General features: G+C 60.2%; 21 protein-coding genes. 7 read left to right on the forward strand and 14 right to left on the reverse strand.

Translation table 11 applies throughout. The annotated features are described in order from the left end of the window. The first annotated feature begins 279 nt into the window (after positions 1-279). Positions 280-1,263 (forward strand): GlxA family transcriptional regulator, encoded by a 984-nt coding sequence (locus M0D69_RS37690; protein ID WP_301786894.1) that lies wholly within the window; start codon positions 280-282, stop codon positions 1,261-1,263. A 26-nt stretch (positions 1,264-1,289) separates the two neighbouring features. Here the strand turns inward: M0D69_RS37690 and M0D69_RS37695 are convergent, their stop codons facing one another. The 3 genes from M0D69_RS37695 to betC all read right to left on the reverse strand — a co-directional run bounded on the left by M0D69_RS37695 (position 1,290) and on the right by betC (position 5,237). Continuing rightward, a complete protein-coding gene (locus M0D69_RS37695) occupies positions 1,290-2,438 on the reverse strand; it encodes a porin (protein ID WP_301786895.1) in 1,149 nt (382 codons plus the stop codon). Positions 2,439-2,704: 266 nt separating this feature from the next. Then, on the reverse strand, positions 2,705-3,655 hold the full coding sequence (locus M0D69_RS37700; RefSeq protein WP_301786896.1) for a choline ABC transporter substrate-binding protein: 951 nt from the start codon (positions 3,653-3,655) through the stop codon (positions 2,705-2,707). A gap of 43 nt (positions 3,656-3,698) precedes the next feature. After that, positions 3,699-5,237 (reverse strand): choline-sulfatase, encoded by a 1,539-nt coding sequence (gene betC, locus M0D69_RS37705; RefSeq protein ID WP_301786897.1) that lies wholly within the window; start codon positions 5,235-5,237, stop codon positions 3,699-3,701. Between the two features lie 144 nt (positions 5,238-5,381). Between betC and M0D69_RS37710 the strand changes: the two genes are divergently transcribed. Both M0D69_RS37710 and purU read left to right on the forward strand, forming a co-directional pair. Next, positions 5,382-6,302, forward strand: coding sequence for a LysR family transcriptional regulator (locus M0D69_RS37710; protein ID WP_301786898.1), 921 nt, complete (start codon positions 5,382-5,384; stop codon positions 6,300-6,302). Between the two features lie 127 nt (positions 6,303-6,429). Continuing rightward, entirely contained in the window at positions 6,430-7,317 is an 888-nt protein-coding gene (gene purU / locus M0D69_RS37715; protein WP_047847424.1) for a formyltetrahydrofolate deformylase, read from the forward strand. Positions 7,318-7,398: 81 nt separating this feature from the next. Here purU and M0D69_RS37720 read toward each other — a convergent pair whose 3' ends face one another. From M0D69_RS37720 to M0D69_RS37765, 10 genes are all read right to left on the reverse strand, one after another. Next, entirely contained in the window at positions 7,399-8,259 is an 861-nt protein-coding gene (locus tag M0D69_RS37720; protein WP_301786899.1) for a glycine betaine ABC transporter substrate-binding protein, read from the reverse strand. A gap of 143 nt (positions 8,260-8,402) precedes the next feature. Next, positions 8,403-9,605 (reverse strand): hybrid-cluster NAD(P)-dependent oxidoreductase, encoded by a 1,203-nt coding sequence (locus M0D69_RS37725; protein WP_301786913.1) that lies wholly within the window; start codon positions 9,603-9,605, stop codon positions 8,403-8,405. 50 nt (positions 9,606-9,655) lie between these two features. Continuing rightward, on the reverse strand, positions 9,656-10,954 hold the full coding sequence (locus M0D69_RS37730; protein WP_301786900.1) for an aromatic ring-hydroxylating dioxygenase subunit alpha: 1,299 nt from the start codon (positions 10,952-10,954) through the stop codon (positions 9,656-9,658). A 63-nt stretch (positions 10,955-11,017) separates the two neighbouring features. Then, entirely contained in the window at positions 11,018-11,812 is a 795-nt protein-coding gene (locus tag M0D69_RS37735) for an electron transfer flavoprotein subunit beta/FixA family protein (protein ID WP_301786901.1), read from the reverse strand. A gap of 43 nt (positions 11,813-11,855) precedes the next feature. Further along, positions 11,856-13,043, reverse strand: a complete 1,188-nt coding sequence (locus tag M0D69_RS37740) for an electron transfer flavoprotein subunit alpha/FixB family protein (protein WP_301786902.1) — start codon at positions 13,041-13,043, stop codon at positions 11,856-11,858. 3 nt (positions 13,044-13,046) lie between these two features. Beyond that, entirely contained in the window at positions 13,047-14,966 is a 1,920-nt protein-coding gene (locus tag M0D69_RS37745) for a (Fe-S)-binding protein (RefSeq protein WP_301786903.1), read from the reverse strand. 2 nt (positions 14,967-14,968) lie between these two features. Further along, positions 14,969-17,032, reverse strand: coding sequence for an NADH:flavin oxidoreductase (locus M0D69_RS37750; protein WP_301786904.1), 2,064 nt, complete (start codon positions 17,030-17,032; stop codon positions 14,969-14,971). A 37-nt stretch (positions 17,033-17,069) separates the two neighbouring features. Then, a complete protein-coding gene (locus M0D69_RS37755; protein ID WP_301786905.1) occupies positions 17,070-17,606 on the reverse strand; it encodes a DUF5943 domain-containing protein in 537 nt (178 codons plus the stop codon). Between the two features lie 30 nt (positions 17,607-17,636). Then, complete coding sequence (locus tag M0D69_RS37760) at positions 17,637-18,608, reverse strand: dipeptidase (RefSeq protein ID WP_301786906.1); 972 nt, start codon at positions 18,606-18,608, stop codon at positions 17,637-17,639. Positions 18,609-18,635: 27 nt separating this feature from the next. Beyond that, the gene (locus M0D69_RS37765; protein WP_301786907.1) at positions 18,636-19,925 is read right to left on the reverse strand and encodes a serine hydroxymethyltransferase; all 1,290 of its coding nucleotides are present in this window, start codon (positions 19,923-19,925) and stop codon (positions 18,636-18,638) included. A 420-nt stretch (positions 19,926-20,345) separates the two neighbouring features. Here M0D69_RS37765 and M0D69_RS37770 point away from each other — a divergent pair, with 420 nt between their 5' ends. Next, complete coding sequence (locus tag M0D69_RS37770; RefSeq protein WP_301786908.1) at positions 20,346-21,356, forward strand: GlxA family transcriptional regulator; 1,011 nt, start codon at positions 20,346-20,348, stop codon at positions 21,354-21,356. Positions 21,357-21,385: 29 nt separating this feature from the next. Here the strand turns inward: M0D69_RS37770 and fdhA are convergent, their stop codons facing one another. Continuing rightward, a complete protein-coding gene (fdhA, locus tag M0D69_RS37775; protein ID WP_301786909.1) occupies positions 21,386-22,585 on the reverse strand; it encodes a formaldehyde dehydrogenase, glutathione-independent in 1,200 nt (399 codons plus the stop codon). 218 nt (positions 22,586-22,803) lie between these two features. On the opposite strand from fdhA, the gene betI reads away from it, so the two are divergent. Genes betI through betA form a run of 3 tightly spaced genes read left to right on the forward strand, consistent with a single transcriptional unit; the run spans position 22,804 to position 26,584 of the window. Continuing rightward, positions 22,804-23,403 carry a transcriptional regulator BetI gene (betI, locus tag M0D69_RS37780; RefSeq protein ID WP_301786910.1) on the forward strand — a complete coding sequence of 200 codons (600 nt, stop codon included), beginning with the start codon at positions 22,804-22,806 and terminating at the stop codon, positions 23,401-23,403. 11 nt (positions 23,404-23,414) lie between these two features. Next, positions 23,415-24,884: a betaine-aldehyde dehydrogenase gene (gene betB, locus M0D69_RS37785; RefSeq protein ID WP_301786911.1), complete on the forward strand. Its 1,470-nt coding sequence runs from the start codon at positions 23,415-23,417 to the stop codon at positions 24,882-24,884. 11 nt (positions 24,885-24,895) lie between these two features. Beyond that, positions 24,896-26,584 (forward strand): choline dehydrogenase, encoded by a 1,689-nt coding sequence (betA, locus tag M0D69_RS37790; protein ID WP_301786912.1) that lies wholly within the window; start codon positions 24,896-24,898, stop codon positions 26,582-26,584. Positions 26,585-26,951: the final 367 nt, after the last annotated feature.

The raw sequence follows: 26,951 nt of genomic DNA on the forward strand, positions 1-26,951 counted from the left end.
GATGCTGGCAGTCTCCTGCCAAATGACCGTTTACACAAAACTAATTACACCCCCTAAAGAAATCAGCCAACTTATAACGACCGCAGGCCTAAGCAGCAGCAACCCAGCACCACCCGCGACCACCACCCTCGAACCACCAATCCCAAACACCACAGCCCACCCCGGCAGACCCATCCAGAACCCCGAGTGCGAACGAAAGCCTAAGGATTTGGCCCCATTGCGCCCGCAATTTCAGCTTGCTAGCTTGTCAGTCCGATTGCAAATCGCCCCAACCTCGTAATGCCCGCCACCGAAGACTTCCACTTCCTGCTGCTGCCCGAGTTTTCGTCCATCGGCTTCATGTCGGCAATCGAACCGCTACGCGTCGCCAACCGCTTTCGCGGCGAACTCTACCGCTGGCACATCCTCAGCGTCGACGGTGGCCCGGTCTGCGCCAGCAACGGCATCTCGCTCAACGCAGAAAGCGCCCTGGCCGACGTCCACACAGCCACCAACGTAATCGTAGTCGCAGGCTTCAATCCGCTAAGCCGCTACACACGCGAAATCGGCGACTGGCTGCGCCGGCTCGATCGCCAGGGCGCCACGCTCGGCGGTATAGATACAGGAAGCTTCGTGCTGGCCGAAGCAGGCCTGCTGCAGCACGAGCGCGTCACCCTGCACTGGGAAGCGGCATCGGCGTTCCAGGAGCGTTATCCATCGCTTACGGTCAGCCAGGAATTATTCGAAATCGACGCGCGGCGCATCACGTGCGCCGGTGGCACGGCATCCATCGACCTGATGCTCGATCTGATCGGACGCAGGCAGGGCGCCGAACTCGCCGCCCAGGTGTCCGAGCAATTCGTGCTCGGCCGCATCCGGCAACGCTCGGACCATCAACGCATGCAGATCGCGGCGCGCTACGGCATCCACAATCGCAAGCTGATTCAAGTGATCGGCGTGATGGAACAACACATGGAGGAACCGCTGTCGCCAGACGCGCTGGCAGAGGAAATCGGCGTGACGCGGCGTCAGCTGGAACGCCTGTTCTGCTCGGCGATGAAAGACACACCCACCCACTTCTATCTCGGACTGCGCCTTGCACGCGCCCGCGAATTACTGCAACAAACCGACATGTCCATCACCACCGTGTGCGTGGCATGCGGCTTCGAATCACCATCGCATTTCTCGCGCACCTACCGCACGCGCTTCGGTTCCAGCCCGCGCCAGGACCGCAGCTCGCCACGCGCGACGGCGCCCTTGCGGGAAACCGTCGCGGCAAGCTGATGCAAGTGACTACAAGCTGGTGGCGCTTAGAACGAGTGCCGGATGCCGATACGGACATCGCTTTGCGTGCTCGTCGTAGACGGCGTAAAGCTATAGCCGATCACCGCGTTCACACCACTCGATGCCTTCAGGTAGTCGCCCGACACATAGACATCGGTACGCTTGGACAAGAGGTAGTGCAGCCCGAGCGAACCCATGTTCCACTTGTGACCTTCGAATGCCGTGAACTGATAACCGCCGTACAGGGCCAACGCCGGCGTGAAGTTATACGACGCGCCGCCTTCACCCACGTGCATGTGCGACGATTGCCCGAAGCCCTTGATCGTGGTGTAGGTGTAGTTGGCCAGCAGCATCAAGTCGCCGAGCGCATACGATGAACCGATACCGACGGTGGACTGGCTGTCGACGTTGAACGCGGTGCTGCTGAACAAGTCGGTCACGGCGCCCGTCGCGGCGTTCACCGTCGCAACGGTCTGGCCGAGGAACGTCTTCGTGCCGATCATCGCGTACGGATCGAATGCGTAAATGCCGTTCGGGTTGTTCAGGCGCGTGTACGCCGTGCCGATCGTGAAGTCACCACGCGCATAGTGCGCGCCCAGGCTGTACGAGCTCTTCTCGTGGAAATTACCCGCCGTATTGCCGAACGAGAACATGCCGCCAAAGGTCAGGCCGTTGATATCGGGCGACATGTATTTGATCGAATTCGGCAAGCGGTCGCCGTTCATGCGGTCGAAGTCGCCCTGGTGGATCGCGTAGCCGCTGCCGAACGCGGAGATGTTGTATCCCTCCATGAACTCGTTGGTCATGTCCAGCTGGTTACCCGCCGAGATCGTGCCCCACTGGTTCTGCAAGCCCACATACGCCTGCCGGCCAAACTCAGCACCGCCCTGGGCAAGCGTACCGTTGCCAAGGTGAAAGCCGGACTCGAGCACGAAGACCGCCTTCAAACCACCACCCAGGTCTTCCACGCCCTTGAAACCAAACCGGTTACCGTAAGAGATGCCGTCTTCGAATCTGACGACGTGCGATCCTCCCGTGTTGTTGACGTAGGTAATGCCGGCGTCGAGGATACCGTACAGCGTCACGCTGCTTTGCGCGTGAACCACAGCAGGTGCGGACACCGCGCCTGCGCTCAAGGCTAGGGCCGCCAGCTTTACGGCATTTCGCTTCTTCATCGTTGATTCTCCCTGATACCCGTTTTGCACGTTTCGTTGGACGAAGCGAGGTCCGCGCTGCTCCGGCGATGGGTCAATATCGCGCAACGCTTCTCGCTCGAGTTTTTATTGCAGAGACCGGCGTAATACCTTGATCTGAAGCCTGTGACGCTGATCCGCGCGCAAAATCTTAAGAAGCGTTAATCAGCCTTGCAAAAGTAAGAGGCCATATTTGCAGCGGCTCGACGTTTTGCGACGCAAATCTGTCCAGTTGCGACGCACTGTTGTTATTTGGAACCAAGCGCCGTTTGCACTGCCTGCCACCCATTTCCGCCCGTGGCTGTGGTAACGCCGTCGAGCCAGCCCTTCACAAGATCCGGGTTGCGCTTGAGCGCCGCTGCAGCAGCGGTATCCACGTTGGTCTTGTTTTGAAGGACATCGGTGATGATGCCGTTCTCCAGATCGACGTTGAATGTCATCTGCTTGAAGAGGCGTCCCACGTTCGGGCATTCGCCCATATAACCGGCCCGGGCGACCGTGTTGACCGTCGCGCCGCCGAAGTTCGGGCCGAAGTATTGATCGCCGCCATCAAGGTAGGTGAGATGGAACTTCGTGTTCATCAGATGCGGTTCCCAGGCAAGGAACACGATCCATTTCTTGTCGCGAACCGAGCGTTCGACTTGCGTCAGCATGCCCGTCTCGCTCGACTCCACCAGCTTCCAGCCGTTCAGTCCGAAAGCCTTTTCATCGATCATCTTCTTGATGTTTTGATTCGCCGGCGCGCCCGGTTCAATGCCGTAGATCTTGCCCTCGAACTTGTCCGCGTTCTTCTGCAAGTCAGCGAACGTATGCACGCCGGCCGCAGCCACGTAGTCCGGCACAGCGAGCGTGAACTTCGCGTTGGTCAGGTTGGGGTGCACCACGTCAATCGACTTCTCATCGACGAAGGGTTTGACCAGCGGCCCTTGCGCCGGCATCCAGTTACCGAGGAACGCATCGACCTGGCCTTTCTTCAAACCCTGGTACGTGATCGGTACAGAAAGGTTCGAGACGCTTTGCTTATAACCCAGCGCTTTCAGCACGACACCGGCCATGGCATTGGTAGCATCGATATCCGTCCAGCCCGGGTCCGCCATCTTCACCTGTATGCAGCTTTGGGGCTCGGCGGCGCTCACCGTGCCGATGCATGCGCCAAGTGCCGCAATGCAGAATAGCGCGTATTTGAAGGGCTTTTTCATGTTGGCTTCCTGTGGGTGGTGTGGTTGGTTCAGCAGCTCGGACTTAGCGTTTGACTGCGGGAAAACGCGCCATCGCTTCGAGCGTGTCGAGGTCGATGTGATTGCGCATGTAGCGTTGACTGGCATCGACCGACGGCTGCCAGTCCCATGATTCGATCAGACCTTGCGTGGTCGCTTCGAAGTGGAATTGCCGGCGTCGCTGGCTTCGCACGACTTCTTCGCGCAGTGCTTCGAGATTCCAGCGCGCCGCGATTTCCTCACGGAATGAAGACACTTTCGCAGCGTATTCCGGCAGCGTGGCGAGGTTAGTGCGTTCAAGTGGATCCTCTGCAACGTTGAAGAGCTGGTCGGGGTCAGAGGGCGTATGGATGAACTTGAAGTTGCCCCGGCGCAGCATCACGATCGGTGCAATCGCACCCTCGGCAAGGTACTCGCCGATGGCTTCATCGTGTGCCTGTGGCTCGCTGCGCAGATGCGGCACGAGACTCCGGCCATCGAGCGTATCCGGCCATACCGGTCGCGCTGCGCCACGGCCGAGTTCCACGAGCGTCGGCAGCAAGTCGAGATGCGATACCGACACGCTCACATGACCCGCCTTGAATTGACCCGGCGCATGCACGATCAGCGGCACGCGGCAGCCGCCTTCGAAGAACGTCATCTTGTACCAGAGGCCGCGTTCGCCAAGCATCTCGCCGTGATCCGAAGTCACGATCACGATGGTGTCGTCGGCCATTCCCGCTTGATCGAGTGCTTCGAGGATCGCACCGAATTGCGCATCGACGTAGGAAATCGCGCCGTAATACGCATGGCGTGCGTTACGGATCTGCTGGTCCGTCGGCGGCGTCTTGTCGGTTTCACATACGTAACGCAGGCGCTTCGAATGCGGATCGGCGGCGTCCAGCGTGTCGCGATACGCGGGCATTTGAATGTCTTCGTCGCGGTACATGTCCCAGTATTTCTGCGGAATCGCGTACGGATCGTGCGGGTGGGTAAGCGACGCCACCACGCAAAACGGCCGCTCATCTTTTCCCGCTTGCCGCTCACGCGCGATATCGAATAACTTCTGGCGCGTGGTGTAGGTCACTTCATCGTCGAAATCGAGTTGATTCGTACGCACGCACGGCCCCGCGTCGATCACGGAACTCATGTTGTGATACCAGCTCGGCCGCGTCTCGAAGTCGTCCCAGTTCGGCGTCCAGCCGAAATCCGCCGGATAGATGTCGGTAGTCAGGCGCTCCTCGAAACCGTGCAGCTGGTCGGGACCGCAAAAGTGCATCTTTCCCGAGAGAATCGCGCGGTATCCCTCCGCACGCAGGTAATGCGCGAACGTTAATGTTTGCGAGGGAAATTCGGCGGCGTTATCGTAGGCGCCTATTGCCGAGGGCAACTTGCCCGACAAGAACGAAAAACGCGATGGCGCGCAAAGCGGACTCGCACAATACGCAGAATCGAAAACAACGCCCCGGGCCGCGATCGCGTCCATGTTTGGCGTTTTCGTGACGTGATGGCCATATGCCGATAACGCGAACGGCGTCATTTGATCGGCCATCAGAATAAGGATATTTTGTTTAGGTTTAAGCATCGGAGCGAGGCTCGAATAGAATCGGAGAGGTGGCGCGGTATTGCAGCAAGATGGAACGCGGACAGCCCGCATTGCGCACCACTATTGCCGTCCAATTCACGGCTGTGAAGAGAGCAAAACGTTATGAGCTCATAAGGGGGACTTATGCCGAGACAGGACCGTTTGCCGCCAATGCAGGCGCTATCGATGTTCGAGTCCGCCGCGCGTCTCGCCAGCTTCACCGCCGCCGCCCGCGAGCTCGGCTCCACGCAGCCGGCCGTCAGCCAGCGCGTGGTGCAGCTCGAGGAAAACCTCGGCGCGCTGCTGTTCGAGCGTGGGCACCGCGGCGTGACGTTGACCGAGGACGGCGTACGCCTGTTCGAAGCCGTGCGCCAGAGCCTGGACACCATCCGCATTGCCACCAACGACATCCGCGCGCGTCACGCCGCGCCCGCGCAGCGCTCGCTCAATCTCCTGACCGACTTCGGCTTTGCGACGTACTGGCTGATGCCGCGCCTGTCGCAATTCAAGGCGCTGATGCCGGACGTCGATGTAAAGATCACCACGGCCCAAGACGTGCTCGCCGCCGATCACGATCATGCCGATATCGTGATCGGCTTCGGCCATGCGGCGACCGACTGGGCGGGACGCGGTACGGTCAAATTATTTGCCGAACAAGTCACGCCCGTGTGCAGTCCGGCGTTTCTCGCGCGACACGGCAAGCCCGGTCATCCCTCGGACCTCATCAACCTGCCGCTGCTGCATCTGGAGCCGACAAACCCGGAGCGCTGGCTGTCGTGGCATGGCTGGTTCGCGGCGCACGGGTTGGCGGCGCCGCCTGCGCATCGCGGCATCACGTTCAACAGTTATGGCTTCGTTGTGCATGCCGCGATCATGGGTCAGGGCGTGGCGTTGGGCTGGGCGCCCCTGGTGGACGAACTCGTCGCGAGCGGTCAGCTGATCCAGTTGTTCGACACACCCGTCACAACGGACGGCGGATATCTCTTGAACGCGCCGCGCGCTCAAACCACGGCCGTGTGTGCGTTTCGCGACTGGCTGCTCGTCGAGTGTGGCGTGGCGGCCTGAACCCGCCTGACGCTCCGATACCAGCGTCACGGCGTTTAGCTTCTAGCCGCCGCCCCGTGCAATTTGTTCTACTGCCATGTATACGCGCCGCCTTCGCGGCGCTGCCATTTGCATAGTGGAGAACCGCATGGCCGGCGATATCGTCATTGACACCCTTCCCCACCAACTCGTGCTGACGATCGCATGTCCGAGCGCCGCGGGACAAGTCGCCGCCGTGGTCGGCTTCCTCGACCGGCACCAGTGTTATGTCGATGAACTCACCGTCTTCGACGACGACCTCAGCCAGCGTTTTTTCGTGCGCTGCGTATTCCACGGCGTAGATCACGATGAAACGCTGCAGATCGCCGCGTTGCAGCAGGAATTCACGCCTATTGCCGAACGCTTCTCCATGACGTGGGCGATCCACAACGTGGCCGCACGGCCGAAAGTGCTCATCATGGTGTCGAAGCTCGAGCACTGTCTCGCGGACCTGTTGTTCCGCTGGCGCATGGGCGAGCTGAAGATGGATATCGTCGGGATCGGGTCGAACCATCGCGATCTTGAACCGCTGGCCGTGCAGCATGGTTTACCGTTTCATCACCTTCCCGTCACCGCCGATACCAAACCGCAACAGGAAGCGCGCCTGCTCGATTTGTTTGAGTCGTCAGGTGCGGAGTTGATGATTCTTGCGCGCTATATGCAGATCTTGTCGGGCGAGACGAGCCGGAAGCTGGCCGCGCGCGCAATCAACATCCATCATTCGTTCCTGCCCGGCTTCAAGGGTGCGAAGCCGTATCACCAGGCGCATACGCGTGGCGTGAAGTTGATCGGCGCAACAGCCCACTTTGTCACCGACGACCTCGACGAAGGTCCGATCATCGAACAAGTGGTCGAACGCGTAGACCACTCCTACAAGCCGGAGCGTCTGCTCGCGACGGGACGCGACGTGGAATGCATCACGCTCGCACGCGCGGTGAAGGCGTTCATTGAGCGGCGCGTGTTTATCAACGGCGACCGGACGGTGGTGCTGCAATAAGCCTCTGTCAGAAATAAGGAATAACGAAAAACGCCGCTAAAAAGCGGCGTTTTTCGTTGAAGCTAATGAAGCGCAGGAAGCTTACTTCGTCCAGCTCGCCACACGGTCGCCGTGAGCGGTGATCCATGCATCGGCAGCAGCGGCCGGCTTGGCGCCGTTCGTCGTTGCCAGCATCACGCTGTCGATCTCGCCCGGTTTCCATTGGAACTTCTTCAGGAAAGCGACCACCGTAGGCGCTTTCTTTTCGAGTTCCGGATTGACGATGTTGTCGACGTGCTCCGCTTCACCAAACACCTTCTTCGGATCTTCCAGGAATTTCAGCTTGTACTTCGCGAACATCCAGTGCGGTTTCCAGCCCGTCACAATGATCGGCTTCTTCGCGTTTTCCGCACGCGCCAATTCTGCCGTCATTGCGCTACCCGAACTCGGCATCAACGTGTAGTCGAGGTTATATGCCTTGATCGCTTCGCCTGCTTTCTGCATCACGCCGGCACCCGCGTCGATACCGACGATCCGGCCGCCGAACTCCGCCTTCTTCGCTTCAAGATCCGCCAGGCTCGTGACGTCCACATCTTCCGGCACGATCAGGCCGATCTTCGCATCGGGAAAGTTTGTGCCGAGATCGACGACCTTTGACTTGAAGCTCTCCCAGTACGCGCCGTGCGTGACCGGCAGCCACGCGCACAGCGTCATGTCGAGGTCACCGCGCGCCACACCTTGCCACATCACGCCGGCGGCAACCGGCACGAGCTGCACGGGATAACCCAGCTTCTTCTCGATGATTTGCGCCGCCACGTTGGTTGTCGCCACGCTGTCGTCCCAGCCTTCCACGTAGCCGATCTTGATGGTCGGTTTCGCATCGGCGGCGAATACAGCCGTGCTGGTTGCAGCCAGCGCAGCGCTTAAAGTGCTTAAAACAAGCAGTTTTTTGATCAGTCTCATTGTCGTACTCCCCTGTGCGGTTCAAACCATTGAGGCTTTAGAATCACCGGCCAGAAATGCGCCGACTGGTTGTTTTTCGACACCCAGTTGTCCGGATGCGACCTCGCTTTATCCGGCTGCGGCGCCGGCCCCTGATGAATACCCTACTTATCGACGACAAGATCCGTCAGCGGCTTGCTGCAACACAGCAGCACCATGCCCTGATCGATCTCGCGCTGGCGAATGCCGCCGTTATGTTTCATCTCGACTTCACCGGACAGCAGCTTGACCTTGCAGGTGCCGCACATGCCTTGCGTACACGATGCCGGCAAACGCACGCCCGATTTCTTGGCCGCGTCCAGCACATGCTGCGCGCTGCCGCATTCGATCTCGCGATTGCTCTTTGCAAAGCTGACCTTGAAGGAGGTTTCCACTGGCGCGGAAGCCGGCGCGAGGTCGAAGCCGATTGCATGCTCTCGCGCCTCGCTGAATGTTTCGCCGGACTGGAGCGCATCGGCCACGTGAGCGGTCGTCAGTTGCGCCGCGACTTCCGCGATCGTCTCGAAGGAGAAGCTTTCTTCGTGATAGTGCGTGGCGTCGAAACCGCCTTCCGCGAGCAGGTCGCGCACCGCTTTCATATAGGGTGCCGGACCGCAGGTAAAGATTTCCCGTTCGAGGAAATCCGGTGCGATCAGTTTGAGCAAGGGCAGCGTAAGAAAGCCCGTCACGCCCGGCCAGTTGGTGCGCCCGCCAACTCGCTCGCATACAAATGCGGTACGGAAATTCGCCTGGTTCGATGCAATCAGATCGAGTTCGCGCGCGAAGATGATGTCGTCGGGAGTGCGTGCGCTGTGCACGAACACGATGTCGCGATCCTCGCCGAGTTCGTGGTGCGCGCGGCTCATGGACATCAACGGTGTCACACCCGATCCCGCCGATAAAAACAGGAACTTGCGCGCCGGATGCCGGGCGCAGGTGAACTCGCCGGCCGGACCGAGCACACGAACCTTGCCGCCTGTCTGGAGATTATCGTGCAGCCAGTTCGACACCTTGCCGCCCGGCACGCGCTTCACCGTGATGGAGATGGTGTGTGGACGCGTGGGCGGCGACGAGATCGTGTAGCAGCGGTTAATCGATTCGCCGTCTATCTCCAGTTCCAGCGTAATGAACTGGCCCGGCTCGAACGCAAAGGTCCGCTCAACCGGCGCACGAAAGAAAAAACTCTTTACGTCGTGCGTTTCCTGACGAACGTGGCAACAGACGAGCGTGTCGTCGGTGTCGCTGTCCCAACGGGCGGGAAGCGTGCCCCAGAACTCGGGCTGGGTGACTCGGTTCGGGGCGTGCTCGAACGCCGCCTGATCGCGCATCATCTGTTTCTCCGCTGGTGCTTTGAGTGCGCCGTGAATGTTAGCCAAGCTTAACGCTTGAACGACACGACTTTTTCGCCGTGCGAGGTCACGCTCGCTTCATCCGGCGTGTTCGCGTAGTCCTCGAGACGTCCGATGTACCACTCGCAGAACTTCTCCACGAGGCCTTCCGTGAACGGCGAATACGGACCCGGTTCGTACGCGCTGCTCGTCACGCCGAGTTGCGAGAATTCAACCAATGCGCGGTCCTGATCGTTGGTCGCGCGCCAGACTGCGGTGAGGTTATCGACGTTGTAGTCGACGCCTTCCTCCGCATCCTTGTGCACGAGCCACTTGGTGCGCACGAGCGTTTCACCGGCCGACAGCGGAATCACCGAGAAGCTCACAATGTGATCGCTCATGAAGTGATGCCACGAATTCGGCTGCGTCCAGAACGAGAGGCCACCGAGATCGGCTTGTTGAAAACCGCCAAGCAATTTCTTCGATGCAACCTTGGCGTCCATCGTCTGCGACTCGCCGCTGCGGTCGAGCGGCAAGCGCTGCGTGCGAAAGCCGCTGACGAGATCCGCCAGCCGGTCGATTTCCTTCGACGGCAGGTTCATCGCTTCCCATTGCTTCGTGCGTTCTTCGACGGTCTTGTCGAACGCGGCCATCGCTTCTTCGTTATCGGCGTTGCGCTGATAACCAAAGCCATATTCATAAAGCGAGACGGTCAGTTCGGGATGGTTCGCGACGCAGTGATAACACTCTCGATTGTTCTCCATCGTGAGCTTCCAGTTGCCCTTTTCGATGATGTCGATGGACGCGGCCACTTTGCAATCGGCAAGGCCGTGCGGCAGAAGATACGGTTCCATCGAAGCGCGCAACACGGCGAAATCGGCCGGTGGCGTATCGGCGAGACAGATAAAAATCAGCCCCGCGAGATTCTCGAGGTGCACCTTCTTGAGGCTGTGCTTGCACTTGTCGAACTGCTCGCCCATGTGCTCGGCGAACATCAGGTCGCCGTTCAGGTTGTAGGTCCAGCTGTGATACGGGCACACGATATTGCCGAGCGAACCCTTCTCCGAGCTGCACAGGCGTGCACCGCGATGCCGGCAGACATTGTGGAATGCGCGGATCTGCATGTCGTCGTCGCGCACGATCAGGATGGAATCGTTGCCGAGTTCCACGGTCATGTAATCGCCCGCTTCCGGCACATCCGGCTCGACCGCGACCTGGATCCAGTGCTTGCGGAAGATCACGTCCATGTCGAGCGCGTGGATTTCCTCGCTCGCGTAGAACGGCGCCTCGAGCGTGTGGCCCTTCTTGCGGCGCTCGATCATTGCGCGAACGTCTGCGGAAACTTTCATCGTGTACTCCGTGTTTTGGTGCCCCGCCCGACCTTGAACGCGCGGGAATTTTCGTGTCGCAAATCAGTAATCTACGAGTTGATGCTCGCGCAAATACGCCAGGATCACTTGTGCTTTTTCGACGAAAGTCCCTTCAATTACGACGCTGCCGCCCCGGCTTTCCGTGGTCGTGGCAGAGAGCATGCGCGCATGGCCCGAACGCTTTTCCGCGGCGGCGAGGCGAATCGGTTTCGCCGTTACCGGTTTGGTCGACCAGGCGGTAACGTCCGATGCGTTTGCAGCGCTTACGAGCACCTTTTCGATGGTCCCTTCGCGCAGCTTCGCGTAGGCATAGCGCGGCGTGGCGTTTGCCATCGGATGCACAGCGACAAGCGCAGGCAAGCTTGCTTGTACCCGGCGACGCAAACCTTTCGGCAGGAATTGCCGAACGGTTACCTGGCCCGCTTCAACGTCGATATCGACCGCCGATGCAAGCAGCGGAATGTTCAGGGCGTCGGCGAGCTGGTACGGCAGCATGCCGCTGTCTTCAGTGCCTTCCGCACGCGTGCCGGTCAGGATAAGGTCGTAGCCCTTTAACCGGGCGTTCAACGCGGGCGCGATTTCATCACCGGTTGCCACAGCCAGCACTTCTACTTTTGCCGCGCCCAACGCAAGGTATTCGCGCAGCGCCGGACTAGTCGGATCGCCTGCGTGCAATACGTCGAGCGTCGCTTGATGTTGTGTCGCGAGTTTCGTCGCCAGCGTCAGTGCGGCGGCATCGTTGCGGCTGTAACGTGCCGTGCCGCTTACCGGGTGACGGCCGATCGAGACGAGCACGGCGATCTTGTTCAGGCGGCTGGTGGTCGATGCGTTGCTCAATTGAAAGCTCCCCGAGCGTGCTTGATCGGATAGTTGCCCAGATTCATGCGAGCGCTCCTTCCAGCTTGGCCGTGCTCGATGCATTGCCTCCGGGCGTTGTCATCGCGCCCGGATCGGCTCGCGCGTTACGCGCGGCCGCGGCGGCGTCGGTCAAGGCAGCGATCGTTTCCGCCGCGTCGCCGATGATCGTCAGGTTTGCGCGTTTCGCAATCGGCGCGCTGGCATCCAGATTCACGGCGATCACATGGCGGCAATCCTTGATGCCCTGCAAGTGCTGCACCGCGCCCGAAATACCGAACGCAATATAGATGCTCGCATCGACGGTCTTGCCCGTTGCACCGATCTGTTTGTCGCGCGGGAACTTGCCGTCGTCGACGGCGACGCGGCTCGCGCCTATGGCCGCGCCTACCGTGCTTGCAAGACGCTCGAACGCGGGCACGTCGGTGACGCCATTGCCTGCCGACACGATGAAATCCGCTTCTTCAAGCGCGACTTGCGCGGCGTCGATTTCCTCAATGCCGAGGTCTTTGTACGGGCTTGTTATCTGCGGGCTTTCAACAAGGAATTGCTCCGCCGCCACCCGCTCGCCTGTGCCTACGAACGGCAACCTTGCATCGACGGCATTCGCCGCCAGCAAGATCACATCGGGCAGCGAACGCACAGCGAACGCCTTGCGCGTCTGCGTATAAACCGCGACGTGCGTGGCGTCGATCTCGACCACTTGCGTCGCCACCGATGCCTTCGCCTGCGCCGCGTATCGGCGGCCGAGGTCGCCGTCACCGGTTGCATTGTCGGGGACGAAAACATGCGCGGGCGAGTAGGCCGCGACACATGCGGCGAGCGCATCCAGAGCAGCGTCGGGCGCGAATGCGCGTCGATCGAACGCGGGTATCTCGATGACCTTGTCCGCTCCGAGTGCAGCGGCGTCGTCCTTCAATTCGCCCAGGACAAGCAGCACGACCTGCGTGGCCGTGTCCGCAAGCAATGCCACAGCGGCAAGTGTCTGACGAGCGTGGTCGTCGAGCGAACCGCGGTCGCTATGCGCGGCCACGAGCAATGAACGTTGCGCGGCAGACGTCGTGCGGCGTGGCTTCACCTGTTCACGATGCCCGCCGAGCGCGGCCGTTGGGATTTCCCCCGCAACGCCTAAAGCACCCAGCGTAATGCGCTTGAGCCCTTCCGCCGTGATGGAAAACGGCCGGCGCGGATCGATTCGTTTGATAGTGTGCATCGCTTACTCCAGCGCCGCTGCAACGAGTTCAGCCACGTCCAGCACTTCCGGCCGCACCCCAACGACGCCTTCCAGCATCGCCGTGCAGTTCGGGCATCCGACCGCTACGATTTCCGCGTTGATCGCGCGTGCGTCATTGATGCGGATATCGGGAATGCGTTGCTTGCCGGGAACGTCCGTAAGCGGTGCGCCACCGCCACCGCCGCAGCATCGGCCGCGCATGCCGTTGCGTTCCATCTCGACCACCTTGATGCCAATCGATTTCAGCAACTTGCGCGGCGCTTCCGTTTCGCCGTTATAGCGGCCGAGATAGCACGGATCGTGGTACGTGACGGTCTTGCCTGCAGCGAGCGCGCTTTCGGCGGCCGGCGTGAGCTTGCCGCTCTCGACGAGTTCCGCGATCACCGCCGTGTGATGCTGCACTTCGTACAATCCGCCAAGCGCGCGATATTCGTTACGCAAGCTATGCATCACGTGCGGATCCGCGGTGACGATCTTCTTGAACGAATACTTCGAGAGCGTCGCAATGAGTTGCGTCGCGAGTTGCTGAAACGTGGCTTCGTCGCCGAGACGGCGCGCTGTGTCGCCCGTATCCGTTTCCACGCCGCCAAGCACTGCGTAGTCCACGCCGGCTTTGTTCAGCACTTTGACCAGTGCACGCAGTGAGCGTTGGTAGCGCATATCGAATGCACCTTCGCCTGCGATCAGCAGCACGTCCACCGGGCGCCCCGGCTGCGCGACCTGGACTTGCAGATCGACGGCCCAGTCATAACGCGCGCCAATATCGAAACCGTTCGCGCTGCCCGTCTCGCGCAAGTTGGCAAGAGTTTCGGGACCCTTGCCCGGAACGATGCCTTCAACGAGCGTCTGATTACGCCGCATATCGACGATAGCGTCTACGTGCTCGATCAACATCGGGCACTCTTGAACGCACGCGCGGCATGTCGTGCAGGACCAGAGGGTGTCCGCTTCGATCAGCGTTGATACCAGCGGCTTAAGCGGTGCACCCGAATGTTTGCCGAGCGGAATGCCGGGTGTCGGGCTGCCGGCATACGCGGCGTCCGTGCCACCGACCATGCCGGTCACCAGATCCTGGATCAGCTTCTTCGGGTTCAGCGGCTGGCCCGCCGCGAACGCCGGACATGCGGCTTCGCACTTGCCGCATTGCACGCAGGCGTCGAAGCTCAGTAATTGATTCCAGCGAAATTCCACCGGCTTGCCGACGCCGTATTCCTTCGCGTCGAGCACGGGCATCTTGAGCGCGGTCGGCGGCACCACGTCATGCTCGTGACTGCGACCGGTGAAACGCTCCTGCCGCGGATGAAACGCAAGATGCAGCAAGCCAGCGAGCGCGTGTTTCATCGGGCCGCCGCGCGCTGCGCCGAAGGTCATCGTGAAGGCGCCCACAGCAATCAGCAACGCGACGATGATCGCCAATGCGCCGGACATCGCCGCTGAGGGCAATATGATGAACAGTACGAGCCCAAGCGCAAACGAACCGAGCAGCAACGGCAAGCTGTCCCACGGACCGCGCGACAGACGCACCGGCACCGCCTTCGTTCCATGCCTGCGCCGCCACACGAACACCGCGCCCACCAGCATGACCAACGCCGCAAGAAAGATCAGCTTGTCGATCCACGGCGAATAGATCGCCAGACCGTAGTTGAGGAACACGAGCGCCATCGCGGCGATAGCGCCACCGGCCGTCGCCACGTGCGTCTTCGCTATATACGGATCGCGCGCGACCACATGATGCAGATCGACGAAATAGCGCTTCGGAATGGACAGCAAATTGCCCCAGCCATACGCACCCGCCGCAGTCGCGCGACCCTCACGCCAATACGCCGCACGTTTATACAATGCGAATGCCAGACCCGCCACGGATAACCACAACAACGCGGTAATGACAAACACCGGGCTCATTATCAGAAATCCTTGACGAGGCGCAGCGCGTCGTAGATCGCGCCGTGGATGTTGTGCATGGAGATGCAGTCGCCTACGCGAAACAGCAGGAAGCGGCCGTTGCCCAGCTCTTCACTCAACGACGGTTGGGGCTCGGAAGCGAAAAGCTTGTGCACATCGATCTGTCCGCGATTCAACGACTCCGGCTTGAGCTTCCAGTAGAGCTCGTCGTTCGGCGTAATCCCGTTCTCGATCACCACCTGATCGACCGCGCGCTCTTCCTGTTCTTCCGTGTACTCGTTGCGAATCACGGCGATCTTCTTGCCGTCTTCCTCGTACACTTTGTCGAGCCAGTAGTTCGGCGTGGAGATCACGCCTTGCGCATACAGACGCCGATAGAAAATCGGGAAGGTCGTGCCGCCCACATCGTCCGAGACCTTCACGTCCGGCGTCACGATCTCAACATTAGATCCACGGCTCGCGATGAAATCCGCCACGCCCGCGCCTGCGTGCATGCTCACGCCGTCATAGACGAGCACGTTCTTACCCGGCTCGACCTTACCTGAGAGGATGTCCCATGAACTCACGGCCAGACCTTGCTCGACACCCCACGCCGGAACCTGCTGCGTGAACGACGAGCCGCCGGTAGCCAGCACAACAATGTCCGGCTTCTCAGCCATGATCATCTTCTCGTCGGCGGCCACTCCCAGGCGGCGATCCACGCCGAGGCGCTTCGTTTCCATATCGAACCAGCGCACGATGCCGGCCATTTGCTCGCGCTGCGGCGCTTTTGCGGCCAGCATGATCTGCCCGCCAACGTAGTCGTTCTTCTCGAACAACACCACGTCATGGCCACGCGACTTCGCGACGCGCGCCGCTTCCAACCCAGCAGGACCCGCGCCGACGACCACGACCTTGCGCTTCGGCCCACGCGACTTCTCGATCACGTGCGGCATGGTCTCTTCACGCGATGTCGCCGCGTTCTGCACGCATAAAACATCGAGGCCGTTGTATTGCCGGTCGATGCAATAGTTCGCGCCCACGCACTGCTTGATCTCGTCCTCGCGGCCATCGCGGATCTTGATGACCATATGCGGATCGGCGATCTGCGCACGCGTCATGCCGACCAGATCGATCATGCCGCTTTCGAGCAGACGTTCAGCTTGCCCCGCATCGCGGATACTTTGCGCATGCATCACCGGCAGCTTCACCACCGACTTGATACCGGCTGCGAGATGCACGAACGGCTCGGGCGGCAGCGCCATCGGCGGCATGCAGTTCGCGAGCGTGTTATGCGTGTCCGCACCGGAACCAATCACGCCGATGTAATCGATCAGACCCGACTCCGACATCGATTGCGCGATCTCTTTCAACTGCGTGTGATCGAGACCGTCTTCATGGAATTCGTCGCCGCACATGCGCAGGCCGACGCAGAAATCCGGACCCACTGCTTCACGCACGGCCTTGAGCACTTCGTTGCCGAAACGCAGGCGGTTCTCGAGCGAGCCACCCCATTCGTCGGTACGAAAATTCGTGCGCGGACTCCAGAACTGATCGATCAAATGCTGGTGTGCCGCCGAGATTTCCACACCATCCATGCCAGCATCTTTCACGCGCTTCGCGGCCGCCGCGAAGTCGGAAATAATGCGCTTGATCTCCTCCACCTCAATGATCTTCGCGTTCCCGCGATGCACCGGTTCACGCACGCCCGACGGCGACATCAAGTGCGGCCAGTGCTCCCCGTGATACGCGGTGCGACGGCCCATGTGGGTCGCCTGGATCATGATCTTCGCGCCGTGCTTGTGCATGGCTTCGGCCAGACGCGAAAGCGGATCGATAACCTTGTCGGTCGAAAGATTGACTGACTTCCACCAGCCTTGCGGACTGTCGATGGACACCGGGCTCGAGCCGCCGCACACGGCGAGGCCCACACCGCCCTTGGCCTTTTCCTCGTAATAACGGATGTACCGATCGCCGGGCAAACCACCCGGTTCCGCATAGACCTCCGCGTGCGCAGTGCTGACAATGCGGTTGCGCAGGGTCAGCTTGTTCAGCGTGAGAGGCTTGAAAAGGTTGGGGTAACGCATCGCAGTCGACCTCGGGATTTAATCTTGTATTACTCGTTCACGCTGCCAGCGGCGACACTTCGAACACGCAATGCGAATGACCTTCCGCCGCACATTGTGTTTCGACTGAAAACGACTTCGGGCCTTTCTTCGTGCCTTCCGGCGCGGTGTCGTTGACCCAGTCCATCGCGCCTGCGAACCAGCCGGCGAACATGTAGCAAAGCTTGCCTTCCTTGCCCGGTTGAGCAAGCACGAACGACGAGTTATGCAGATGCACGGTCGCCGTGGATGCAGCCGGATCGCTTTTCACGATCGAGAACAGACCCCAGCCACGCTGCGACAAGCGCTTCAGATAATGTTCGAACACCGCCATGCCGCTGATGCCGTGCTGCTTGGCTTCCTTGTCGCACCAGTGATACGCCGACTTGTGACCCGCTGTATAAAGGCTCTTCGCATACACTTTGCGGCCGAGCGCTTCTTCCACAGCCAGGTGATTGTTCGTGAAGAAGTGACGCGGCACGTACAGCATCGGCAGCGAGTCAGTCGTCCATACGCCGGTTTCCGGATCGACGTCGATAGGCAGTTGTGGTTGCATCGTGGGTTTCCTTTGTATGTAGGGGGCGGCTCAGACGTTCCAGACGCTGTCGAACACGCGTACCCAGTTCTCGCCCATGATCTTCTTGATGCGTGACTCGCTCCAGCCGGCGCGTTCCATCGCAGCCGTCAGGTTCGGGAATTCGCCGATCGTTCGGATACCTTCAGGATTCACGACCTTGCCGAAATTCGTCAGTTGACGATAACGGCCCTTGTCGTGCGTGATCCAGTCGAAGAATTCCGTGCTGTAGCCTTGCGTGAAGTCCGTGCCAATACCTACGTTGTCTTCTCCGATCAGATCGACGACGTATTCGATTGCTTCAAGGTAATCCTCCACCGTCGCATCCGGGCCGCGCTTCAGGAACGGCGCGAACATCGTCACGCCGACAAAACCGCCTGCATCGGCGATTTCCTTGAGCTGGTCATCGGTCTTGTTGCGCGGGTGCTCTTTCAGCCCCGAAGGACAGCAATGCGAATAACACACCGGCTTCCTGGAAGCAGCGATTGCCTCAGAAGACGTGTTGCCACCCACGTGCGACAGATCGACCATGATGCCCACGCGATTCATTTCCTGAATCACTTCACGGCCAAAACCGGAGAGGCCGCCATCGCGCTCATAACACCCTGTGCCAACCAGGTTCTGCGTGTTGTAGCAAAGCTGCACCACGTTCACGCCAAGCTGCTTGAACGTCTCGATGTAACCCAGGTTGTCCTCGAACGCATGCGCGTTCTGGAAACCGAAAATGATCCCGGTCTTGTTCTCTTTCTTCGCGCGGCGAATGTCGTCGGTCGTGCGCACGAGCGTGAGAATGTCGCTGTGTTCGCGAATCTGCTGGCGCATTTCAGCGATGTTGTCGACAGTCTTCTGGAAGCTCTCCCAGACCGATACCGTGCAGTTCACCGCGGTCACGCCGCCCTTTCTCATGTCCTCGAACACCGAATGCTCGAACTTCGAAATGTTCAGGCCGTCGATGATGATGCTGTTGTCGTGCAGTGTGCTCATCTCATGCTCCAGAAAGGGAGGACGTAATCAATAAATGGGGAAGCGTTCGCACAGCGCGAAGATTTCGCGGCGCACGCTATGTTCGGTCTCAGCGTGACCGTCCGGGTGGTCGCGCAGTGCGTCGAACACTTCCACGATCAGGCGGCCGATGTCACGGAACTCTGCCACACCAAAACCACGCGTGGTGCCGGCCGGCGTGCCGAGGCGCACGCCCGACGTGACGGTGGGTTTTTCCGGGTCGAACGGGATGCCGTTCTTGTTGCAGGTGATGCCGGCGCGTTCCAGCGCGTGCTCGACCTGGTTGCCCTTCAAGCCCTTCGGCCGCAGATCGACGAGCAGCAAATGGTTGTCCGTGCCGCCAGTGACGAGATCCACGCCACCGGCCTTCAGCACTTCGCCCAGCGCCTTCGCGTTAGCCAGCACGTTGTCGATGTAGGTCTTGAAACCGGGCTGCAGCGCCTCGCCAAAAGCCACGGCCTTGGCTGCTATCACATGCATCAGCGGACCACCCTGGAGGCCCGGGAACACCGCGGAATTGATCTTCTTCGCGATGTCTTCGTCATTGGTCAGCACAAAACCGCCGCGCGGACCGCGCAACGTCTTGTGCGTGGTCGACGTCACCACATGCGCATGCTCGACCGGGTTCTGATGCCGCCCGGCTGCGATCACGCCGGCAATGTGCGCCATGTCGACCATCAGCTTTGAACCGGCTTTATCGGCGATGGCGCGCAGCCGTGCAAAATCCAGTTCACGCGGATACGCAGAGAAACCCGCGATCAGCAGCGTCGGCTTGTGTCGCATCGCGAGTTCTTCGATCTGCTCGTAGTCGATCAGCATCGTCTCGCGGTTCACGCCGTACTGGATCGCATTGAACCACTTGCCGGACATCGCCGGCTTGGCGCCGTGCGTGAGGTGACCGCCTGCGTCGAGCGACATGCCGAGCACGGTGTCGCCCGGTTTCGTAAGTGCGAGCATCACGGCGCCGTTCGCCTGCGCGCCCGAGTGCGGCTGGACGTTCGCGAACTGCGCGTTAAAGAGTTGCTTTACGCGATCGATCGCGAGGCTTTCGATTTCATCGACGAATTCGCAACCGCCGTAATAACGCTTGCCCGGATACCCTTCCGCATATTTATTGGTCAACACCGAGCCCTGCGCTTCGAGCACGGCACGCGACACGATGTTTTCCGACGCGATCAATTCGATCTGGGACTGCTGGCGTTCCAGCTCTTTCAGGATCGCGCTGCGCACGGGCGCGTCGCGGGTGGAAAGCGGTTCTTCGAAGAACGGGGCGGCGGGGCGGGTCGAGGAATTTGACATTGAAGCATCCGTGGGTTCGGGGACAAGTCGTTTTTTGAAAAGCCGCCGGGCACTTTAAAACCACGCCCAAACCGCTTTCCGATGCGTCTATTCTTGACTTTCGCCCAACGCGCCAATTTATGAATTTAGACGTGTTCTTGGCCTTTTCCGACATGCGCGTCCGTTTTACACAAGTCGTCCGCAGGCGGTGCGGGCCGCGCAATCCATGCTGCACTGCGGCGGACGCTTCGCGCTCCCGGGCGGTGCGCGGCATGATTTCTATCCCCGTCGAGGTGCGCATTTAAGCGCTTACGGGGACGTAAGCTTCAGCGTCAATAGGGTTTAGCCTGATGGCATGCATGTTGCAAACATCTACAAAATGTCCGTAGTCGTGTCCCCACGACAACAGCCACACCCTAGATTCGAAGGAATCATTCCTCAATGTCCCCCGACCGAACCGCGTCGCTCGCGCATTTCGCGTTCATGCCGCTGCCTAACTTCACCATGATCGCGTTCACCAACGCCATCGAAGTGCTGCGCATGGCGAACTACCTGACCGGGCAGACGCTGTATCGCTGGTCAATCGTGAGCCCGGACGGCGGCCCGGTGACGGCGAGCAACGGCCTCTCCGTCGATACCGGCCCGGTCGAGTGTGTGGGACAACCAGACATTGTGTTCGTGGTTGGCGGTATCGACGTCCAGCGCGAAACCACGGCTGCGCATCTGTCAGCGCTGCGCCGTTTTGCGCGCCTCGGCAGCGTGCTCGGCAGTCTCTGCACTGGCACCTATGCGCTCGCGCGCGCCGGCCTGCTCGCCGGATACGCCTGCGCGATCCATTGGGAAAACATGTCGGCGCTGAAAGAGGAATTTCCAGAAACGCGCTTTCTCAAAGAGCTTTTTGTGATCGACCGGGACCGCGTGACGTGCACTGGCGGCGTCGCGCCGCTCGACATGATGCTGAATCTGATCGCCACGCGCGTGGGCACAGCGAAGGTCACGCAGATTGCGGAACAGTTCATCGTGGAGCATGTCCGCGATACCAGTGCGCAGCAACGCATGCCGCTCGTCGCGCGCTTGGGCTCGGCGAACAAGTCGCTGTTCGAAGTGATATCGCTGATGGAGAACAACATTGAGGAGCCGTTGTCGCGTGAAGAACTCGCGCGGCTGGCCGGGATGTCCCAGCGCCAATTGCAGCGGCTGTTCCGCGAGCATCTTGGCATGACGCCCACGCATTATTACCTCACGCTGCGGCTGCGCCGTGCGCGAGAATTGCTCTTGCAGACCGACATGTCCATCATGCACATCACGATGGCTTGCGGTTTTCAGTCGGCGTGCCATTTCAGCAAAAGCTATCGCGATGCATTCGGCACGGCGCCCACGCGGGAACGCCGGCGTCAGTTGCCTTCACTCTCCGTCGTTCCTTCGATGGCGGTTGCCCAGAACGCCGCTTAACGCTAGCGTGACGTCCTGGACAGAGCCGTTTAAGCCGCCTTCAACATCCCGTGCGGGTCGATCACGAACTTGCGCGGCGCGCCGCCATCGAACTGCCGGTATCCATCCGGCGCCTGATCGAGCGTCACCACCGACACATTCACAATATCCGCAATCGGCAGGCGATCCCACAAGATGGCTTGCATCAGGTTCTGGTTGTACTTCATGACCGGCGTCTGTCCGGTGAAGAACGAATGCGACTTCGCCCAGCCCAGGCCGAAGCGAATGCTCAGCGCGCCCTTCTTCGCGGCTGCGTCGGCGGCGCCTGGATCATCGGTTACGTAAAGACCTGGAATCCCGATCGCGCCCGCTACCCGCGTGATTTCCATCAGCGAATTCAGCACCGTGGCAGGCGCTTCCTGATGGCTTCCGCTGCTGCCGTGACCATGTGCTTCGAAGCCGACGCAATCGACCGCGCAGTCCACTTCCGGCGTTCCGAGGATCGCCGCGATCTGCTCGCCCAGCGTTGCATCCTTCGATAGATCTACTGTCTCAAAGCCCACCTTGCGCGCGTGCGCGAGACGCTCTTCGTTCATGTCGCCAACGATCGTACAAGCCGCGCCCAACAAGCGAGCCGATGCCGCCGCGGCCATTCCGACCGGTCCCGCGCCTGCGATATACACAGTCGCGCCCGGTTTCACGCCGGCCATCACGGCACCGTGATAGCCCGTCGGCAAAATGTCCGAGAGGCAGGTGAGATCGCGGATCTTCGCCATCGCCTGGTCGCGATCGGGAAACTTCAGGAGATTGAAGTCGGCGTACGGAACCATTACGTATTCGGCCTGGCCGCCAATCCAGCCACCCATGTCCACGTAACCATATGCGCCGCCTGCGCGCCCCGAATTCACGGTCAGGCACACGCCGGTGTGCTGCGCCTTGCAGGTCGGGCAGCGTCCGCAGGCCACGTTGAACGGCACAGAAACCAGATCGCCGATCTTGATCGTCTCCACGTCGCGCCCGATTTCGATGACCTCGCCGGTGATCTCGTGGCCAAGCACGAGGCCCACTTCGGCAGTCGTGCGGCCGCGCACCATGTGCTGGTCGGAGCCGCAGATATTCGTGGTGACGACCTTGAGAATCACGCCATGGCCGATTTGCCGCCCGCGTGGATCGACCATCTTCGGATAGTCGATGGATTGCACTTCAACCTTGCCCTGCCCCAGATACACGACGCCGCGATTGCTGCTCATTGCCTGTCTCCTTAGTCTCGTGGACGATCTGCATGACAAAACAGCGCCATGCACCGTCTAACGAGCGTAGTCCCGTCCTGCACCAGAGACGCGCCTCCAACGCGACATGGGTTTGGCTGAAACCGACATCGATGATTTATATTGATTGACCGATCAATATAAAATAACTAGCATTTGGATGATGCTTTTGCTAACCGCTATATAGAAAGACAAGGCCCATGCCCAAGCTCGGAATGCGCGAAATTCGCCGGGCGCAGCTGATCGACGCCACGCTGCTCACCATCGACCATGCCGGTCTCGCCGGCACGACGCTGGCGTCGGTTGCGCAGCGCGCGAGCATTTCCACGGGTATCGTCAGTCATTATTTCGGCGATAAAGACGGCTTGCTCGAAGCCACCATGCGCCACGTGCTGCGAGACTTGTGGAACGCCACGTCGCGAAAGCGGCGGGTCGCGAAGGACGAGCCGCGAGCGCGCTTGCGTGCGGTGGTTGCGGCAAACTTCGATGCCGCGCAAGTCAGCAATCCGGTGATGAAGACGTGGCTCGCGTTCTGGTCGGAGAGCATGCACAAGCAGCAATTGCGGCGGCTGCAAAACGTCAACACGCGTCGCCTGTATTCCAATTTGTGCGCCGATTTTTCGAAGGCGCTGCCGCGTGTCGCCGCCCGTCGCGCGGCAAGCGGACTCGCTGCATTGATCGACGGCTTGTGGTTGCGCGGCGCGCTGTCGGGCGAACCGTTCGACACCAAGGCGGCCCTGCGCCTGGCTAACGACTACATCGACCTCGTGCTCGACACACGCGGCCGGACTCTCACCTAAAGGACTACGCGATGCCCGCATTCGAATTGCAGCGCCTGTACATCGGCGGCGCCTACGTCGACGCCACCAGCGGCGAAACCTTCGACACGCTCGATCCCGCCACGGGCGAAACGCTCGCGAGCGTGCAGCAAGCGAGCGCTGCTGATATTGATCGTGCGGTGCGTTCGGCGCGCGAAGGCCAGCGCGAATGGGCTGCCATGACCGCAATGCAACGTTCGCGCATCCTGCGCCGTGCAGTGGATCTCCTGCGTGAACGCAACGACGAACTTGCCGCGCTCGAGACACGCGATACGGGCAAGCCGATAGCGGAAACACGCGCCGTGGATATTGTCACCGGCGCCGATGTGATCGAGTACTACGCGGGACTCGCAACGGCAATAGAAGGCCAGCAGATCCCGCTGCGTCCCACTTCGTTCGTCTATACGCGACGTGAACCGCTCGGCGTTTGCGCGGGCATCGGTGCGTGGAATTATCCGATCCAGATCGCCTGCTGGAAAGCGGCACCCGCGCTCGCCGCCGGCAACGCGATGATCTTCAAGCCCAGCGAAATCACACCTTTGAGCACGCTGAAGCTGGCGGAAATCTTTACGGAAGCCGGCGTTCCCGCGGGCGTGTTCAACGTCGTGCAAGGCGACGGCCGCGTCGGCGCGTTGCTTGCCGCGCATCCGGACATCGCGAAGGTATCGTTTACCGGTGGGGTGGAGACGGGCAAGAAAGTGATGTCGATGGCAGCTGGATCGTCGTTGAAGGAAGTCACCATGGAACTGGGCGGAAAGTCACCGCTCGTCATTTTCGACGACGCCAATCTCGAACGCGCCGCCGACATCGCGATGAGCGCCAACTTCTTCAGCTCCGGCCAGGTCTGCACGAACGGCACACGCGTGTTTGTCCAGCGCCCGGTGTACGAGCGTTTCGAAGCGCTCGTGCTTGAACGCGTCAAGCGTATTCGAGTGGGCTCGCCCACGGACGCAAACACCAACTTCGGCCCGCTCGTCAGCGCCGCGCAATTGCAGAAAGTTTTAGGTTTCATCGAAAGCGGCAAGCAGGAAGGTGCGCGGTTGATCGCGGGCGGATCGCGGATCGAGCATGGCGAATTTGCCAAAGGGCAATACGTCGAACCGACCGTCTTCACCGATTGCCGCGACGACATGCGCATCGTCCGCGAAGAGATCTTCGGGCCGGTCATGAGCATCCTCGTCTTCGATGAGGAAACCGAAGTTATCGATCGAGCGAATGCAACCGCGTATGGGCTTGCTGCTGGCGTGGTCACCGAAAACCTGGCGCGGGCGCATCGCGTCATTCATGCGATGGAAGCCGGAATCTGCTGGATCAATACCTGGGGCGAATCGCCCGCTGAAATGCCCGTGGGCGGTTACAAGCAATCGGGCGTCGGCCGCGAGAACGGCATCACCACGCTTGAACATTACACGAGCATCAAGTCCGTGCAGGTCGAGATGGGTCCCTACCAACCCGTGTTCTAAGGAGCTGAACGATGAGCGCGAAGGAGTTCGACTACATCGTCGTGGGCGCGGGTTCGGCGGGTAACGTCCTGGCGTCGCGTCTGACCGAGGATGCCGGTGTGACCGTGCTGCTGCTCGAGGCAGGCGGCCCGGATTACCGTTTCGATTTCCGCACGCAAATGCCGGCAGCCCTGGCGTTTCCGTTGCAAGGCCGCCGCTACAACTGGGCCTATGAAACCGATCCTGAGCCGCACATGAACAATCGCCGCATGGAATGCGGCCGTGGCAAGGGACTGGGCGGATCATCGCTGATCAACGGCATGTGCTACATCCGCGGCAATGCGCTCGACTACGACGGTTGGGCCGAGCGAAAGGGCCTTGAAAACTGGACCTATTCCGATTGCCTGCCGTATTTTCGCAAGGCCGAGACGCGCGATGCCGGACCGAACGCATATCACGGCGGTGACGGTCCGGTGCACGTGACGACATCGAAACCCGGCAACAACCCTTTGTTCGCCGCGATGGTCGAAGCAGGCGTGCAAGCAGGCTATCCCCGTACCGACGACCTCAACGGTTATAGCCAGGAAGGTTTCGGCCCGATGGATCGCACCGTGACGCCGAACGGCCGCCGCTCGAGCACGGCGCGCGGATATCTCGATCGCGCAAAGGGCCGGCCGAATCTCACGATCGTCACGCATGCCGTCACCGATCGCATATTGTTCTCGGGGAAAAAAGCCATAGGCGTGGCGTATCTTCATGGCGGCGAACGTATCACCGCACACGTGCGCCGCGAGGTGCTGGTGTGCAGCGGCGCGATTGCATCGCCGCAATTACTGCAGCGTTCGGGCGTCGGCAGATCGACGTGGCTACGTGAACTCGACGTGCCTTTGGTGCACGACCTGCCCGGTGTCGGAGAGAATCTTCAGGATCATCTGGAGATGTACATGCAATACGAGTGCCTTGAACCCGTGTCGCTGTATCCCGCGCTGCAGTGGTGGAACCAGCCGCAGATCGGGATCGAATGGATGTTCAAGGGTACGGGGATTGGCGCGAGCAATCAGTTCGAAGCAGGCGGTTTTATCCGTACCCGCGACGACGATCCCTGGCCGAACATTCAGTATCACTTCCTGCCTGTCGCGATCAATTACAACGGCTCGAATCCGATCAAGATGCATGGCTTCCAGGCGCACGTCGGTTCAATGCGGTCGCCTAGCCGCGGTCGCGTGAAGCTGAAGTCACGCGATCCGAATGCGCACCCGAGCATCCTGTTCAACTATATGTCGGACCCGCTCGACTGGCGCGAATTCCGCGACGCTATCCGTATCACGCGCGAGATCATGCTTCAGCCGGCGCTTGAGAAATATCGTGGACGCGAATTGCATCCCGGTGCCGATCTCACGACGGACGACCAACTCGATACGTTCGTGCGGCAGCGCGCGGAGACGGCTTTCCATCCTTCGTGCTCGTGCAAGATGGGTTACGACAATATGGCCGTGGTCGATAACGAGGGCCGCGTGCATGGACTCGAATCGCTGCGCGTGGTGGATGCGTCGATCATGCCGCAGATCGTGACCGGCAATCTGAATGCGCCGACGATCATGCTGGCGGAAAAAATGGCCGATGTTATTCGAGGGCGTCAGCCGTTGGCTCGCGTCGATACACCGTATTTCGTCGCGCATGGAGTAAAGGCGCGAAAAGCGGAGACAATCGCCGCCGTCTGACCGGCAACGTTTATTGCAATTTCAGTTTTTATCTTTGGGCATCCCGGCTTAACAGCCGCGATGCCCTTTTTGTTTCTGCCAAAGAATCAATCTCCCGATACGTTTCATTTAATATAAGTAACTATCTGAAATCTCATTAATTAAGAAGAGTCCGATTTATCTAGATCTACAGTCTTGCGTATTACTTATGATTCTATCCAGCATGCTATCAAATTAGCCCGATTCATCAAAATCAATACGCCGTGAATACTGTGTCTTAATGCACATTCACACCCTTTAAGACTCCTCCGATCATTACGCCGCACGCCTTAACAGGCTGCGGAAATACAGGCCGACTTTACTGAACCATGAGCTTGATCAGAATTTT

The sequence above is a fragment of the Caballeronia sp. SEWSISQ10-4 2 genome, assembly GCF_030464885.1.
GTDB lineage: Bacteria > Pseudomonadota > Gammaproteobacteria > Burkholderiales > Burkholderiaceae > Caballeronia.